Source organism: Burkholderia sp. AU15512 (assembly GCF_002223325.1).
Taxonomy (GTDB): Bacteria; Pseudomonadota; Gammaproteobacteria; order Burkholderiales; family Burkholderiaceae; genus Burkholderia.
In genome coordinates, this window is sequence record NZ_NKEX01000004.1 from 438,464 (window position 1) to 454,615 (window position 16,152).

General features: G+C 67.3%; 13 protein-coding genes and 1 pseudogene. 10 read left to right on the forward strand and 4 right to left on the reverse strand.

Going from position 1 to position 16,152, the window contains the following annotated elements; all coding sequences use genetic code 11:
• The first annotated feature begins 143 nt into the window (after nucleotides 1–143).
• The 4 genes from waaF (at nucleotide 144) to CFB43_RS14640 (ending at nucleotide 3,395) form a co-directional block, all read left to right on the forward strand.
• The gene (gene waaF / locus CFB43_RS14625; RefSeq protein ID WP_041492938.1) at nucleotides 144–1,181 is read left to right on the forward strand and encodes a lipopolysaccharide heptosyltransferase II; all 1,038 of its coding nucleotides are present in this window, start codon (nucleotides 144–146) and stop codon (nucleotides 1,179–1,181) included.
• 115 nt (nucleotides 1,182–1,296) lie between these two features.
• Nucleotides 1,297–1,743 carry a nuclear transport factor 2 family protein gene (locus tag CFB43_RS14630; RefSeq protein ID WP_006749968.1) on the forward strand — a complete coding sequence of 149 codons (447 nt, stop codon included), beginning with the start codon at nucleotides 1,297–1,299 and terminating at the stop codon, nucleotides 1,741–1,743.
• Nucleotides 1,744–1,777: 34 nt separating this feature from the next.
• A complete protein-coding gene (locus CFB43_RS14635; RefSeq protein WP_089495552.1) occupies nucleotides 1,778–2,815 on the forward strand; it encodes a hydrolase in 1,038 nt (345 codons plus the stop codon).
• Nucleotides 2,808–3,395 (forward strand): DUF2946 family protein, encoded by a 588-nt coding sequence (locus tag CFB43_RS14640; RefSeq protein ID WP_089495553.1) that lies wholly within the window; start codon nucleotides 2,808–2,810, stop codon nucleotides 3,393–3,395. Before CFB43_RS14635 ends, CFB43_RS14640 begins: the two co-directional genes overlap by 8 nt.
• Before the next feature lie 39 nt (nucleotides 3,396–3,434).
• On the opposite strand, the gene CFB43_RS14645 is transcribed toward CFB43_RS14640, so the two are convergent.
• Nucleotides 3,435–5,129 carry a M48 family metalloprotease gene (locus tag CFB43_RS14645; protein WP_089495554.1) on the reverse strand — a complete coding sequence of 565 codons (1,695 nt, stop codon included), beginning with the start codon at nucleotides 5,127–5,129 and terminating at the stop codon, nucleotides 3,435–3,437.
• Nucleotides 5,130–5,399: 270 nt separating this feature from the next.
• Between CFB43_RS14645 and moaC the strand changes: the two genes are divergently transcribed.
• The 6 genes and pseudogenes from moaC to CFB43_RS38835 form a co-directional block, all read left to right on the forward strand.
• The gene (gene moaC / locus CFB43_RS14650) at nucleotides 5,400–5,888 is read left to right on the forward strand and encodes a cyclic pyranopterin monophosphate synthase MoaC (RefSeq protein ID WP_089495555.1); all 489 of its coding nucleotides are present in this window, start codon (nucleotides 5,400–5,402) and stop codon (nucleotides 5,886–5,888) included.
• A gap of 214 nt (nucleotides 5,889–6,102) precedes the next feature.
• Entirely contained in the window at nucleotides 6,103–8,790 is a 2,688-nt protein-coding gene (locus tag CFB43_RS14655) for a type VI secretion system Vgr family protein (protein WP_089495556.1), read from the forward strand.
• Complete coding sequence (locus CFB43_RS14660) at nucleotides 8,783–9,649, forward strand: hypothetical protein (RefSeq protein WP_089495557.1); 867 nt, start codon at nucleotides 8,783–8,785, stop codon at nucleotides 9,647–9,649. The genes CFB43_RS14655 and CFB43_RS14660 overlap by 8 nt, the downstream gene beginning before the upstream one ends.
• 79 nt (nucleotides 9,650–9,728) lie before the next feature.
• Entirely contained in the window at nucleotides 9,729–10,877 is a 1,149-nt protein-coding gene (locus tag CFB43_RS14665; RefSeq protein ID WP_089495558.1) for a WD40/YVTN/BNR-like repeat-containing protein, read from the forward strand.
• Between the two features lie 57 nt (nucleotides 10,878–10,934).
• Entirely contained in the window at nucleotides 10,935–12,254 is a 1,320-nt protein-coding gene (locus tag CFB43_RS14670; RefSeq protein WP_256989993.1) for a WD40/YVTN/BNR-like repeat-containing protein, read from the forward strand.
• Nucleotides 12,255–12,299: 45 nt separating this feature from the next.
• Nucleotides 12,300–12,718: pseudogene (locus CFB43_RS38835) on the forward strand (hypothetical protein); the annotation flags it as partial.
• Between the two features lie 84 nt (nucleotides 12,719–12,802).
• Here the strand turns inward: CFB43_RS38835 and CFB43_RS14680 are convergent.
• The 3 genes from CFB43_RS14680 to CFB43_RS14690 form a co-directional block, all read right to left on the reverse strand.
• Nucleotides 12,803–13,153: a TonB family protein gene (locus tag CFB43_RS14680; protein ID WP_089495560.1), complete on the reverse strand. Its 351-nt coding sequence runs from the start codon at nucleotides 13,151–13,153 to the stop codon at nucleotides 12,803–12,805.
• Between the two features lie 454 nt (nucleotides 13,154–13,607).
• A complete protein-coding gene (locus tag CFB43_RS14685; RefSeq protein WP_089495894.1) occupies nucleotides 13,608–15,386 on the reverse strand; it encodes a PglL family O-oligosaccharyltransferase in 1,779 nt (592 codons plus the stop codon).
• 154 nt (nucleotides 15,387–15,540) lie between these two features.
• Entirely contained in the window at nucleotides 15,541–16,137 is a 597-nt protein-coding gene (locus CFB43_RS14690) for a pilin (protein WP_089495561.1), read from the reverse strand.
• Nucleotides 16,138–16,152: the final 15 nt, after the last annotated feature.

Consider the following 16,152-nt stretch of genomic DNA (forward strand, 5'->3'; position numbering starts at 1 on the left):
CGGCCGGGCCTGCAGGCTGATGCAGGCCCGCCGATCGCCCAGGCGGCGCAGCCGGATTGCCGGCGCGCCGCCGTTCTCCATTCTGGCAACCCGAACGCGGCGCCTGGGCGCCGTGCTTCATTACGACATCGGAAGTCGACCTGATGCGTCGAGCGCTGGTTATCGCACCGAACTGGATCGGTGACGCATTGATGGCGCAGCCGCTTTTTGCGCTGCTGAAGAAAAACCATCCCCGCATCGCGATCGATGCCGTCGCGCCCTCGTGGGTCGCGCCCGTGCTCGAGCGGATGCCCGAGATCCACGATGTCTACGCGACCGATCTCGCGCACGGCAAGCTGCAGTTGCTGCGCCGCTGGCAGCTCGCGAGCGACCTGCGCGACGTCGGCTACGACGCGGCGTACGTGCTGCCGAATTCGCTGAAATCCGCGGTGATCCCGTGGCTCGCGAACATCCCGCTGCGGGTCGGCTACACGGGCGAGCACCGCTACGGGCTGCTGAACGTGCGGCACGCGAACCCGGACAAATCGGGCGAGCGGCCGCCGATGACAACCCACTACGCGGCGCTCGCGTACGCACCGGGCGCGAAGCTGCCCGAGTCGATGAAGACGCTGCCCGCGCCGCGCCTCGACGCCGATCTCAACGAGACGGCGCGCGTGTCCGCCCGTTTCAATCTCGATACGCGCAAGCCGCTCGTCGTGTTCTGCCCGGGCGCGGAATACGGCCCGGCCAAGCGCTGGCCGCCCGAGCACTTCGCGTCGCTCGCCACCATCGTCCACCAGTCGTTCCCGTACACGCAGATCGTCGCGCTCGGCTCGCAGAAGGACGCCGCGGCCGCGCAGGCAATCGCCGACCACGCGCCGAACGTGCGCAACCTGTGCGGACAGACGTCGCTGTCGGAGGCGTGCGCGCTGATCGCGCGCGCGAACGCGGTGGTCACCAACGATTCGGGGCTGATGCACGTTGCCGCCGCGCTACGCCGGCCGCTCGTCGCGCTGTACGGATCGACCGATCCGCGCCACACCCCTCCGCTGTCGGACCTGGCGAAGGTACAATGGCTTCATCTCGAATGCAGTCCCTGCTTCGAACGCGAGTGCCCGCTCGGCCACCTGAAGTGCCTGCGCGAACTCGGTCCCGAGCAGGTATTCGGCGATTTGCGCGGCATGCTCGTCGGGCAGCGCTGACCCTGGCCGGCAGCGTCGCACGGCGCGCCGGGCAATCCGATTCACCGGTGTACGGCGGCTCCATCCGGGCCGCCGTGCTGAATACGGCGCGCGACGCGCGCGAGAGATAACCCCGATGCCACGTTTTGCCCGCCTCTTCGAAGCCGCCGCCGATACGCTGAACGCCTACTACCAGGCCGTCGCCGATGCCAATCTCGACGCGCTGCTGGGACTGTGGATCGACGAGGATTTCGCCAGCTGCGTATGGGCGGACGGCGAGCATCTGCACGGCCTCGACCAGATCCGCAGCGGGCTCGCCAACCGGCTCGCCACGCGCCCCGTGACGATCGAGCCGCTCGACATCCGCGTGTACGACAGCCTCGGCACGGTCGTCTATACGATCGCCGAAGCGCATCAGCAGGCCGACCTGACGGCCGAACCCGACATGGTTTTCGCGACGTACGTGATGATTCACGAACGTGGCGAGTGGCGCATCGCGCACATTCACGCGAGCCCGATTCCCGAACAAGCGGCCGGACAATTCGCCGCGAAGATCCGTCACGGGCAGGGTCCGCTGCACTGACGAAAAGACGAAGCAACGCATACGCGGGGCGATCATGAGTACGGCTTCTCCGCCCACCTCGCCGCTGACCGGGGCTCCGGCCCCCGACGACGACATACTGCGCTATCGCGCACCACGCTGGCTGCCCAACAGCCATGCGCAAACCATCGTGCCCGCGCTGTTCGCGCGGCGTCCCGTCGTCGCTTACCGACGAGAGCGATGGGAAACCCCCGACCACGACTTCATCGATCTCGACTGGGTCGCGCATCTCGACAGCGCGGCGCCGCGGCCCGATGCGCCGCTGTTCGTGCTGTTCCACGGCCTCGAAGGCAGCTCCGGGTCACACTACGCGCTCGCGATGATGGCCGCCGCGCGCGCGAAGGGCTGGCACGCCGTCGTGCCGCACTTCCGCAGTTGCAGCGGCGAGATCAACCGCCAGCCGCGCTTCTACCATCTCGCCGACAGCGCCGAAGTCGACTGGATCCTGCGCCGGCTCGCCGCGCAGCATCGCGGGCCGCTCGTCGCGGCCGGTGTGTCGCTCGGCGGCAACGTGCTGCTGCGCTGGCTCGGCGAGCATCGCAGCGACACGTCGATCCTGCGGGCGGCCGCCGCGATCTCGACGCCGATCGACGTGCACGCCGGCGGGCGCGCGCTGTCGCAAGGCTTTGCGATGGTCTACACGCGCAGCTTCCTGAAAACGCTCAAGCGCAAGGCGCTCGCGAAACTCGACCAGTACCCGGGGCTGTTCGACCGTGAAGCCATGCTGCAGGCCGTGACGATGCGCGACTTCGACGAGATCGTGACCGCGCCGCTGCACGGTTTCGCGAACGCGGACGATTACTGGACCAAAGCAACGACACGGCCGCTGCTCCCCGCAATCGACGTGCCGACGCTGATCCTCAACGCCCGCAACGACCCGTTCCTGCCTGAATCGGCGCTGCCGGGTCCGGCCGACGTATCGCCGGCCGTCGAGCTCGACCAGCCCGCGGCCGGCGGGCACGCGGGATTCATGACCGGGCCGTTCCCCGGCCGTCTCGACTGGCTGTCGGCGCGGGTGTTCGGCTATTGCTCCAAATTCGTCGACCATGGATGACATCGTCAGGCAGGCCCTCGCCAAGTGGCCGAACGTGCCGCACTGTACCGGCTGGCTGCTGCTCGACCGGCGCGGCGAATGGCGGCTGCGCGACGACGCGGCGCAGGCGGCCGGCGAACTCGGCTCGCCGATCCGGCATGCGGCGCTGAACGCGTTCATCGGCCGCAACTACGAATGCGACGCGCAGGGCCAGTGGTTCTTCCAGAACGGGCCGCAGCGCGTGTACGTCGAGCTCGCCTATACGCCGTGGGTCGTCCGGCTCGCCGAGCGCGACGGACAGCTCACGCTCACCGACCAGACCGGCACGCCGTTCGAACCGGACGAAGCCTGGCTCGACGACGCGGGGGGCGTGCTGTTTCGCGCGGCGGGCGCAGCGCCGCGCATCGCGGCGCTGCATGACCATGACCTCGGGCTGTTCGCCGATCACGTGGATTTCGATGCCGCGCCACCGGTGCTGCGCTGGCGCGACGGCCACACGCTGCCGCTCGGCAGCATCGTCTGCGCGGACGTGCCTGCGCGATTCGGCTATGTCGCAAGCCCGGCGCAACAGGCACGCGACACGGCTGACAGCGGCAACTGACCCACAGCGGTCTCGCCCGCGCTTGCCGCGCGCCGGCCGCTACCCGCGGCCGTTCTTCTCGTCTTCGCGCTCTTCCTTGTAGCGCGCTTCGAATTCCAGCAGCCGAGCGCCGATCATCGACTGCTCGTAGAACGACACGTCCTTCGCGTCGCGCGCCTCCTTCAGCTGGCGAATCGCCGACGGCCACGCGCCGTCGAGCGCGAGCTTCTCCGCGAGCGCACGGCGCCGCGCCAGCAGGTCACCCTTGCCGTCGCTCGCCTTCGCGAGATAGTCCCACCAGTCCGGCTGCTCGGGGTCGGCCTTCGCCTGCGCGCGTGCCTGCGCCTGCGCGTCCGCGAAACGGCGCGCCGCGATCAGCGCCTGAAGATGCGCGACGATCGCCGCGTGCGACGCCGGCCAGCGGCGCTGCGCGAGCGCCGCGAGCCGCACCGCGTCGTCGGCCCGCCCCGCGCGGCGCGCGATGTCGGCGGCCAGGACGTCGAGGCTCGGCGAGCTCGTCGCCGGATCGTCCTCGCGCCGCTCGCGGGCGTCGAACGCACTGCGTGCCGACGCGAGCGCCTTGCCGGCTGCGTCGTACTCGCCGAGCAGCGCATCCGCGAGTGCGATGCCGTACCAGTTCGCCGCGACGTTCGGCGCGGTGCGATCGTCGATCTCGAACTGCATCCGCCGCGCCTCGGCCGCGATGTCGGTCGGCGCACGGTTCTGCAGGACGCGCAGCCGCGCACGCACGAACCCGTATTCGGGCGACTGGCGCGGCTGCCGGTACGGCGCGCGGCGCGCGCGATCCTCCATGTCGGCGATCCGCTCGCCGGTCAGCGGGTGCGTACGCGCGTAGGCCGGCACGCCCGCATCGCCCATCGACGCGCGGTCGAGCCGCTCGAAGAAGCCCGGCATCCCGTACGGGTCATAGCCCGCGCCCGCGAGCAGCTGGAAACCGACGCGATCGGCCTCGCGCTCGGCCGACCGCGAGAAGCGCAGCTGGTTGTCCACCGCATACGCCTGCCCGCCCACCGCGATCGCACTGCCGAGGTCGCCGCTTCTCGCGAGCACGCCGGCCAGCACGCCGAGCAGCATCGTCGCGAGCGCCGTATAGCCGGTCTTCTCGTTCGCACCGATCATCCGCGCGATGTGCCGCTGCAGCACGTGCCCCATCTCGTGGCCGACCACCGATGCGAGTTCCGACTCCGTCTGTGTCGTGACGACGAGCCCGCTGTTGATCCCGATGAAGCCGCCCGGCATCGAGAACGCGTTGATCTGCGGATCGCGCACCGGGAACAGGTCGAAGTCCGGCATATAGCCGCCGATGAAGCGCGCGGCAGCCGCGGCCGCGAGCCGTGCCGCCATCGCGTTCAGGTAGTCGCGCGCGAGCCAGTCGTCGAGATAGTCGGGGTCGCGCCGCACTTCGCGCATCACGCGCTCGCCGAGCCGGCGCTCGGCCTGCGGCGTCAGCGAACCGCCGGAGCCGTCGCCCAGGTCGGGCAGCTCCAGCGCGCGAAGCGGCGCGCGCAGGCTCGCGGCCGGCGCCGACGCGCCGCCCGCGTCCGAAAACCGGCTCTCCGCGCCGCCGTACGTGCCGAACACGCCGGCCGCGATGCCGGACGGCACGGTGGAAATCGACCGCGCGCCGTCGGCCGCCGATTCGAGCGGCGGCGCGGACGCGCTCTGCGCACGGCCGCTCGGCGGCCATGCGAGCGCCACCGACAGCGACACGGCAAGCAACTGTTTGACACGCATGGCAGGATGAAAGCGACGCCGTCCCGCGCGCCCGGCGCGCATCGCGGCGTTTGGTCTGAATATTCGGGTCATTGTACCGGCGGCAGCGTGACTGTCCCGTTCGGCATGGACGCCATCTGCGTCCCCGGCGCCGCGCATGCCACTGCTATGATAGGCGCCCGTTGAACCGCTGGATCGGAGCGGGGCGCAGAGACAGGATGCGATGCCCCGGCCAATCGCGATGCGCGATCGCGGGACGCGCTCGCGCACGCCGTTCCACTAGAGGAAGACATGTCAGGACTCACCCATTTCGACGCCGCCGGCCATGCGCACATGGTCGACGTCGGCGGCAAGCAGGAAACCCAACGCATCGCGATCGCGCGCGGCACGATCCGGATGCTGCCGGCCACGTTCGCGCTGATCCGCGACGGCAAGGCCAAGAAAGGCGACGTGCTCGGCGTCGCGCGCATCGCGGCCATCCAGGGCGCCAAGCGCACGGCCGACCTGATCCCGCTGTGCCATCCGCTCGCGCTGACGCGCGTGGCCGTCGAGTTCGACCTCGACGACGCGCTGCCGGGCGTCCACTGCGTCGTGCAGGTCGAGACGTTCGGGCGCACCGGCGTCGAGATGGAAGCGCTGACCGCCGTGCAGGTCGGGCTGCTGACCGTCTACGACATGTGCAAGGCCGTCGACCGCGGGATGGTGATCACCGATGTGAGCGTGCGCGAGAAGCGCGGCGGGAAGTCGGGGGACTGGAAGGCGGAGGAACCGGCGGGTTGAGTGGCCCTGCGGCGGTCGATCCGGCCGGAACCGCTGACGGCCAGCCCTTGCCCGGCCGGATGACGTGCGCGCGTTGCCCGCCAGGCCGACGATCCGACCAGATTTGAAATGCCGTTGAAGGGCAAATTCGAGATATCCGTCGCTTATCTCATACAATTACGGGATTCCGCACGAGAGAGCGTGCGACCCAGCACAAAAAAAGCGAGCACGGGTAATGAATTCGCAAGCATTGAGAAGCGCACTGCTGGCCGGGCCGATCCAGGACGAGCGACTCGTCAAACTGGAGACGCCGCTCGGCCCTGACGTCCTGCTGCCCCATCGCGTCAAGGGGCGATCCCGGCTCGGACGGCATTTCGAGTTTGCGGTCGACGCCGTGTCGGTGTCCGATGACATCGAACTCAAGAAGCTGATCGCGCAGCCGGTGACACTGCGGATCCAGCAGGCCGACAAGTCGTACGCGCCGCACCACGGGTACGTGCACGCTGCCCGCCGGCTCGGGTCGGACAGCGGCCTCACGCACTACCAGATCGTCTTCGCCTCGTTCCTGCACTTCCTGAGGTTCCGCCGCGACCAGCGCATCTGGCAGGACAAGTCCGCCGACGAGATCATCACCGACGTCCTGAACCAGCATCCGCAGGCCAAGGGCTGTTTCGACTTCAGGCTCTACCAGCCGCTGCCGTCCCGTTCGTTCTGCATGCAATACGAGGACGACTGGAACTTCGTGCACCGCCTGATGGAATCGGAAGGCCTGTACGGCTTCTGGGAGCAGGCGCAGGACGGCAAGTCGCACAAGCTCGTCATCGTCGACCGGATCGACGCACTGCCCGCCCTAGCGCCACAGACCCTGCGCTTTCATCACGCCGGCGCACACGACGAGGCCGACACGCTCGTCCAGTTCTCCGGCACGCGCACACTGCGCAGCGTCGCGCGCACGACGCGCACGTTCGACTACAAGCAGCCGCCCACCGCATCGAATCCGAAGGCGACTCACCTGCCGACGATCGCGAACCAGGGCGACCTGCCGCAGCAACTCGAAGTCTACGAATACACCGGGGCCTACACGTACCCCGAACAGTCTCGCGGCGACCATCTGTCGAAGATCTGGATGGAGGAACAGGAGTCGCTCGCGAAGCGCTTTCACGGTATCGGCGGCGTCCGGCGCATGGACGCGGGACGCACGTTCGAGCTGGCGGATCACCCCGAACACGACAAGGACGATGCCGGCCAGCGCCGCTTCGCCGTGATCGAAACGACGTGGCTGATCGCCAACAACCTGCCCGTCGCCGATCGACAGGCCGGGTTCCCGCACAGCCTGCAGGCCGAAATCGACGACCTCGTGCAGGCCGGCGGCACCGACCTGCCGCATGTCCTGCATCCGGACGGCAGCGCGGGCATTTTCCAGGTCAGCATCGAAGCGCAGCGCACCACGGTGCCGTTCCGCAGCCCGTTCGACCACCCCAAGCCGCCGATGCATCTGCAGTCGGCGATCGTCGTCGCGCCGCAAGGCGAGGAAGTCCACACCGACGAACTCAATCGAATCAAGGTCCGCTTCCACTGGGATCGCCTCAACGACGGCGACGAGAAGGCCTCGTGCTGGTTGCGCGCCGCCGCATCGGATTCGGGCAACGGCTATGGCGCCGTGCACCCCCATCGCAGCGGCGAGGAAGTGCTCGTCGATTTCCTCGGCGGCGACTGCGACCGCCCGATCGTCGTCGGGAAGCTGTACAACGGGGCGACGAGCCCGCAATGGCACAGCAACGGCATCCTGTCCGGGTACCGATCGAAGGAATACGCGGGCGCCGGTTACAACCAGCTGGTGCTCGACGACGCGACCGCGCAGAACCGTGTGCACCTGTACAGCAGCCAGGCCAACACGCACCTGCACCTCGGCTACCTGATCGACCACACGGGCAACAACCGCGGCCGCTACCTCGGCAGCGGGTTCGACCTGCGCTCCGACGCCTTCGGCGCGGTTCGCGCGAACCGCGGCCTGTACGTCACCACGCATCCGAAACAACCGGCGAGCCAGCCGCTCGACGTCAAGGAGACGCAACAGCAGCTCGTCACGGCGGAAGGCCTGATGGAAGCGATGTCGGGGGTCAGCGCGCAGCATCAGGGCGAGTCGCTCGACCCCGGCCACGCGGCGCTGAAGCAGTTCACCGATGCGACGCAGAACAGCGTGAGCGGCAGCGCGTCGGGCGGGCGAACCGGCGGCGGCGGAGCCGGCAGCGCCAATGCATTCAAGGAACCCGTGATGCTGTTCGGCAGCCCGGCCGGCATCGCACTGTCGACACAGCAATCGGTGCAGTTCGCCGCGGACCAGCACGTCAACCTCGTCAGCGGACAGAGCACGCACGTCGCGGCCGGGAAATCGCTGATCGCGAGTGTCCTCGACCGGATCAGCCTGTTCGCGCAGAACGCGGGGATCAAGCTGTTCGCCGGCAAGGGCAAGGTCGAAGTGCAGGCGCAGGCAGACAATATCGAGCTGACCGCGCAGAAGGCGCTGAAGCTGATCGCCGTCACGCAATCGATCGAAGGTGCCGCGGCGAAGGAAATCCTGCTGACGTCCGGCGGCGCCTATATCCGCATCGCGAACGGCAACATCGAAGTGCACGCGCCCGGCAAGATCGACATCAAGGGCGCGCAGCATGCGTTCAGCGGCCCCACTCACCTGTCGCAAACCATGCCGACACTGCCGAACTCGAGCGGCAACTACGACCAGGCGTTCATCGCACACTGGGCCGGCACCGACATTCCGGTCGCGAACACGCGATACCAGATGTTCTCGAACGGCACGCTGATCTCGGAAGGCGTCACCAACGCGGCAGGCGAGACGGGGCTCACGCAGAGCCACGTGCCGCATGACGTCGTCGTCAAGTTTTTAGGGAAATCGAATGGCTGACGGACAACAGGACAAGGTGCTCGGCACCGGCGCGGCAATGCTGACCCCGACGGATTACAAGGATCGGCCCAAGGTGCAGATCAACATCTGCGACAAGCATGTGACGCCGGCGCCGAAATGGATTGTCGGCACCTGTCCGTTCTACTATCGGCCGCTGCATGGCGCTTATCTGGAGACTGTCGAAAAGGTCAGCATGTCGAGCATCTGGTCGACCATCAAGGGTTTCGCGCTTTCGTGGGATCCGTGGACAGACTCGGACGCGGCGCACAAACTCCTCCACCGGCGCGAGGAACTGATCAAGCCAGAAAGCTCGAATTCCGACTGGTCGCGTCATGGCAACTTCATGATGCGTCATATCGGATGCGGACATAAGCCACCCGACTACTACATCAGCTACGGCTACTACTATTGCTCTGACTACGGCGCCAACCTCCTCCCGCGACTGTCCGCGCAAGGGAAAGCGTGGTTGAACAAGGCACGGAAGCTGCTGCAGGCCAACATGGAAGACGGCCTGAACCAGAACATGATGGGCGACACGATCCAGATGGCCAGCCCGACACCGGGAAACGGCGGTGTCGATATGACCTGGCCACAGTTCGAACTGGAAATGAACAACGAGAAATTCAAGGAGTTCGCGTTCAAGACGCACCCGATGGCCTACCTCGACGGGGGATTGGCGGACCTGCCGATCATGGATCTCGTCAAGATCGGGATGCGTCCGAACATCCAGGAATGGGGCGACGGAAAGACATGGGGACAGGCTCGAGATTCGGCCATCCCCGTTGCACGGAAAAAGGCCGAGGACTGGGACGTCGACGATCCGGTCGGCAAGGCGCTCGGAAGACTGCTGGTGAAGTGACATGCGAAAAGGCACACGATGGCTTTGGGTCGCGGGATGCGTTCTTGTTCTGCCGATCGCTATTTACGGATACACGGAAATGACTTCAGGGTGGGACACGGTATCAACGGAATTCATGCGCAACGACAAGCCGTACGGTGCGGGCGCATTTCGAGTGCATCGCAACGACTTCATCTCATTGAAGATTGCCAGACCGGAACTCAGGTTCAAGCCGGAAAGCGAGCAGAAGAACCCTGACGTCGCGGAGTTCGCCGAGCCCTGGATGGACGATTCGAACGAGCGGCTGAACCGGTCGACCGTCAGCTTTCTGCGCGGCACGCTGGGCGGCGGCGTCGCACGCCACTTCCAACAACCGGGCCAGACCGCGTCTTGGTGGTATTCGCCTGACTGGCAGGTCCTGTACGTCAGCACCGGCTGGATGGATTACAAGGCGCCGCGCCCCGACGACGGAGCGGCCCCTCAGACAACCAGACTCTGGAAATCGAGCGACGGCGGCCAGCACTGGTCCCAACTCGAATGGCCGGCGAACCGCAACGTCAACCGGCTGCTGTTCATCGATACGCAACGGGGCTACGCCATCGGCTGGGGACCACGCGTGTGGCGCACGGCAGACGGCGGGCAATCGTGGCAGGAAATCAAGGAGCCGCCCGGTGCCGCCGTGCAAGGCAAGCCGAGGCGGACTTTCGACAGCATCAATCTCGGCCCCGACGGTGTTTTGCGCATTGCCTATCAGGTCGAGGACGCCGAGCATCCGCAACCGGCAACCATCGTCTGGCGGCTCGGGTGGAGCCAGCATGACTTCGCCCAGGAAGCGGTACTGCCCGGACAAGTCGTCGGTCTCGAATCGCCACCGGCACCCGTCCGGGATTACGCGCTGTATGCGTTGTCACGCACCAGCAGCGCATCTGGCAGCGGCCGTGGCGCGGGCGTCATTTCGACCTGGACCAGCGAGCACCCCGACCACATCCAGGAACTGCACGCGTTCGACAACCCGCTGACGCTCAATGGACTGAGCGTGGGTCGCAACGGTGTCGTGCTGGTCCACGCGACCGATCCGAACACCGCAAACGGCGGCGGCTCGCCGATTGACCAGACGATCAGCAGCACCGACGGCGGCAAGACCTGGCGGCATGCCGCCGACAAGGCTTCACAGGGCGGCTACTTCGACCCGGAAACGAATACGCTCTATTCGGTTTTCGCCTATACGCTGCGCAAACGGCAATTCTGATTGCCGCCTGACACGCTCGCCGCGGGCCGCGTCCGCAGAATCGGACGACGCCCGCGCATGACGCGCCTCATGATCCCTCCGCCGACGTCAGCCAGCCCTATGCGAAATCGATCTCGACTGGAGCGACTGGCCGCGATCGCGATCGGCAGCGTCGCATTGATTCTGCTGTACGAAAGCACCGGCCCTCGATGGGAAACCGTTTCGTCGCGGATTACGGGGCCCGACGGGTCGTCAGGCGTCGGGGATTTCTACGTCACCGGCAACGAGATCATGTCGTTCACGATCGCCGATCCCGTGGTGACGCTGAAGCCCGTCAGCGAGTGGAAAGACCCGATGGTCGCCGAACCCACCGAAGCATGGATGAACAGTGCGAGAGAAACCCTGAATCGGCGCACCGCGAATTTCTTCCGGGGCACGCTCGATCGGGGACTGCAGCGCTTCTTGCAAGTACCCGGTCAGCACACCGCATGGTGGCATTCGCGAGACGGTCATGTGCACTTGATCAGTGTCGGCCAGATGAGCTACACGTCGCCGGGCTCCGCAGACGACCTCGTCTCGCAGCAAACCCGTGTCTGGAAATCGCTCGACGGCGGCCGCCATTGGTCGCCACTCCCATGGCCCGAACCCGAAGATATCCATCAGCTCCTCTTCATCGATGCGCAGCAAGGCTACGCGATCGGCTGGGGCCCTGCCGTCCGGCGGACGTCCGACGGCGGCGAGTCCTGGCAGCGGATTGCACTACCGCCGGATGCAGTCGTCCCCGGTGCCCCTCAGCGCAAGTTCAACGCGGTGAGTCTTGGCCCCGACGGCATTCTGCGCGTGGCTTACCATGTCGACCGGTCTGCGACGGCCCCCGCCCGCAGCGTGGTCTACCGGCTCGCGCCGGATCAGCAGACGTTCGTCCCGGATGCTGTCCTGCCGATCCAGACCGTCACCCGACTCGCGTCGACGCCGGCCACGGCAGGCGGCTATGCGCTTTACGCGCTGTCTCTGCTCGACAGCGAGAGCGGCAACGACGCTACACCGGATCACACACACCGGACCGGCGTGCTTTCAACGTGGACGAACACGCGACCTGAGCACGTCCGGCAATTGACGACATTTGACAAGAAGCTCATCCAGCGTGATCTCGATGTGGGACGCGACGGCCTGTTGCTCGTATATGCGACCGATCCCCAGCAGGCAATCGATGATCCGCCGGTCCCACTGATGTTCAGCAGCACCGACGCAGGCATGACCTGGAAACAGCATGACGACAGAATCGCCTATCAAGGTCGGTACTTCGACCCGGATTCGAACACGCTCTATTCGCTGCTCGACAAAAGACTGAAGAAGCTGTCGTTTCCGGTGAGAAATACCCCCGCCTCAAAAGACTGAATCCCCTCGCTACGCCTGGGGACTCCGTTCGATGCAGAAATCGCTGCGCTGCGTGCGTACAAGCAGGCGCTCGTCGGCACGATCGATGCGTGGCTCGCGTGCAGCGACGAGCAGGTCGATCCGGCCGCACTGAAGCGCACGCTCGCGGCGGCGTTCGGCGTGCCGGCCCGTCCAGCCGAAAAACGGCGAATCGGCGTTCGGCCGCAATCCGGACGTCGACGTCGAACGCGGTGGCACGTCCCGCCCGATGCTGTTCGTGCGCGCCGGCTTCGACATCGCATGCGGCGACGACAACCTGCTAACCGCGTATGCATGGGAAAACGGCGGCTGGCGACGCGTATGGCAGCGGATTCCGGCTCTCGGCGCAACCTGGCGGGCAGGTCGCGGTCGCACCGGCCAACGGCTCGGCTGCGCAACGCACGGTGTTCCATTCAGAGAACGACTACGTGCTCGACGAGAACTCGGATTGCGGAATGCGCCCAAGCCACCGTGCCGCAGCACGACCCTGGCGCTTCAGCACCGAACCGTATGCTGGTTCCCCAGGTTCGTCAGTTACCGCGCTGCGGCTCGAACACGAACGGTTGGGTCAGCAGGAACGGGTTCGCGGTCGCGCCCGTCTGCACGCAGGTCGCGTGCGTCATCGCGTCGACAGCCGCGCGGTCGGCCGCCGCATTGCGGCTGCTCGTCGTCACGGTGACGTTCTGCGCTTCGCCGGACGTCGTCATCAGCGCGCGCACGAGCACGGTCGCCGGGCGCGTGAGCGGCTTCGCGGTATCCGGATAGACGGCGCGTGGAATGTGACAGGTCAGCTTGCTTTCCTGCGACGACGTCAGCATCGCGCAGCCGGAAAACAGCATCGCGACGGCGGGCAGGATCAGGTAGGTCGAGCGAATAGCCATGGTCGAATATCGTTCTTCAGCACTGTTCCGGACACACGCGCCGCGCACCGGAACACGTCGCCCGGCCGCATCGCATGCATCACACTGCGCCGCGGCCATCGGACCGGCGCCCCGTTACGGCCGCACGGCCGATCGATGCTCGGCCGCGATCCTGCGTGGCGGACTTCCCGGGTAGCCCGGGCTTTGCCTGTGTTCGCGCTACCCTCGCCTCACACGGGTCGGCACGCGAGCGCTTTCGCGCATTGTGCACGCCCTGCCCGGCAAGCGGCGGCGATTTGACAATGGTTGACGCGAATCGCCGTGCCTTCAGCCGGAATCCATGCAATCCGCGAGCTAATCGATGCGCGGCCGGAATCGCCGTGTTCGCGCCGGGCGCTAACGCCCGACGCGCACCGCCGCTCCGTCGCGGCGCGGCACATGCCGGAATTCCCCGTTCCGGCAGGCGCTGCGCGCATCAATCCGAATCGTCGTCGTCCTCGTCGTCGGCCGCATCGGCCGGAACTTCGCCGTATTTCGCGACGACCGCCGCCTTGAACGGCTTCAGCGCCGGCTGCTGATCGCACAGCTTGTACAGCGCGGCCAGTTGTTGCGGCCAGTCCTTCAACTCCTTCGCAAACACGTGCAGGCGTGCGACGGTGTCGAGCGCGTCGGCCTCGCGACCGGCCAGCGCCTGCAGCGCCGCGTAGCGGCGCAGCACCGTCTCGCCGGGCAGCAGCGCGATCGCGCGCTCATGGGCGGCGAGCTTGGCCGGCAGGTCGTCCGCCGAAATCGGGAGGAGCGTGGCCGCACCGTATTCACCCCACGCGCCGAACAGCAGCGACGGCGCATCGCGGTACTGCGCTGCCGGATCGCTGCCGTAATACAGCACTTCCGCGCGCTGGTAGTCGCGCAGCACCGGCACCGCCGCCAGCACGCCGCCGACCGACAGCACCGCGAACAGCCCGAATGCCGCACGCCCCGGCAGGATGCGCAGCGACTTCACCTCGAGCAGCCCGATCACGAACATGGCCGGCAACAGGAAGAACATGTACTGCTGCGGATACTCGACCAGCGCGTGCATCAGCAGGATGCCGATCAGCGCGAAGCCGAACACGCGCATGCTCGACTGCGGCGCGCGCACCGCGCGCACGAACCACGTCACGAGCGCGACGACGAGCACGCCCAGGCCGACGAGACCGGACTTCGCGAGCAGGTCGATGAAGATGTCGTGCGAGTTGTTCGCGATCTCGACGCCGCCGAGCGAGCGCACGAGCGCGAACTGGTGCGACGGGAATTCACCCCAGCCGACACCGAGTAGCGGATGCTCGCGGAACATCGCGAGCCCGTACTTCCACAGCGCGAGGCGCGGTGCGATCTGCCCCGCGTCACGCATCCGGTCGGCCGCGGATTCCGCGAGACCCAGGTGGTAATGGACGTTCGCCCAGCGCACCGCGACGTTCACCGCGATGAACGCCACCGCGAGCACGACCGGGATCGCCCACGCACGCGCATTGCCCGGCGCGCGGCGCGATTCGAGCCAGGCCATCCAGAAGCCCGCGACGACCATCACCGCGACCTGCAGCCACGGCCCGCGCGACACCGTCAGCGCAAGGCCGGCGGACAGCACGATCGACAGCGCGAGCCACGCCCATGCCGCAAGCCGGCGCGTCTGCACGAGATACAGTGCGCCCGCGAGCGCGAACGCGATGTAGCTGGCCAGATGGTTCGCCTGCGCCATGTTGCCGTACGGACGGCGATCGACCGCGACGTTGTATATCACGACGAACGGCGACAGCGCCGACTCGAGGTGGAACAGCTGCACGATCTGCGTTCCGACCGCGAACACGCCGCCGATGAGCAGCGCGCCGGCCATCATCCGCGACACGGCCTCGGCCAGCCCGTCGCGCGCGAGCGCATAACCGGCCTGCATCGCGACCAGCGCGGCGGCGAGGTAGCCGACCGCCAGCCAGTTCATCGACGGCACCTTGAGCGGGATCAGCGCGACCTGCGCGATGAGTACCACGGCGAACCCAAGCGGCGCGACGAACGCGGCCGGCGCCGCAAACGGCTCGGCCGGGCGGCCCGTGCGCGCGAGCAGCACGACGGACACCCCCACCAGCAGATACAGCACCAGCGCCGAAAACTCGGAATAGAAGGTCGGGATCGGATACGTGTGATTCGTGATCGCGTACGGCACGATCAGGGCGACAGCCAGCGCAACGAGCGGCAACGAACGGGAAAAAGTAGAAGGCATGAGCGAACCGGATGTCAGCAACCGGCGCACTATACAAAACTTTCCCCCCTCTGTGCGGGGCCTTCGCGCCGCGACCCGACGCCGGGTGGCCGCGCCGGCCGGCTGACGAGGCGGCCGGCATGCTGCCCGCACCGCCCCTGCTCCACCTCCGACACTAGGCGCGACACTCCGCCGGCGCATATTTCGCGGGCAGCGTCGCCGCGTCGACCGGCAGCGGCCCGGCCCCCGGCGCGGGCAGCGATGACGCCCCCTTGCCGGCGGCGAAGCACTCCCACACGATCGCGCCGGCCTGCATCGCGCCCTTTTTGAGCGGCACGCGTGCGGTGGGCGAGTCGGCCTTGTCGGGCGCGGACGGCACGAGCACCAGCGTGTTGGTGCCGGCCGCGGCGACGCGCGTGGTGAACGCGACCGTGATCTGCCCGGTCTCGCCGTCGATCACAACCGATTCGACGTTGCGGGTCCCGGCCGGCGGGCTGTAGCCGCCGTCGAGGCTCGCACCGCTTGCGGCGTTGTCGGCGACGGCGAGCCGCGCGGACGACGCAAGCGCGAGCCCTTCGCCGACACGCGAGCGCGCAAGGTAATCCTGATACGCGGGAATCGCATAGGCCGCGATCACACCGACGATCGCCAGCACGATCATCAGTTCGATCAGCGTGAAGCCGGCCGGCCGCCAGCGCGGCGACGGCCGGTTCGCGCGCCGCAGATCGGCGGCCACGCGACGGAACAGGGAAACGGAAAAGGCTTCGAACATGGCAGGCTCCGGAAA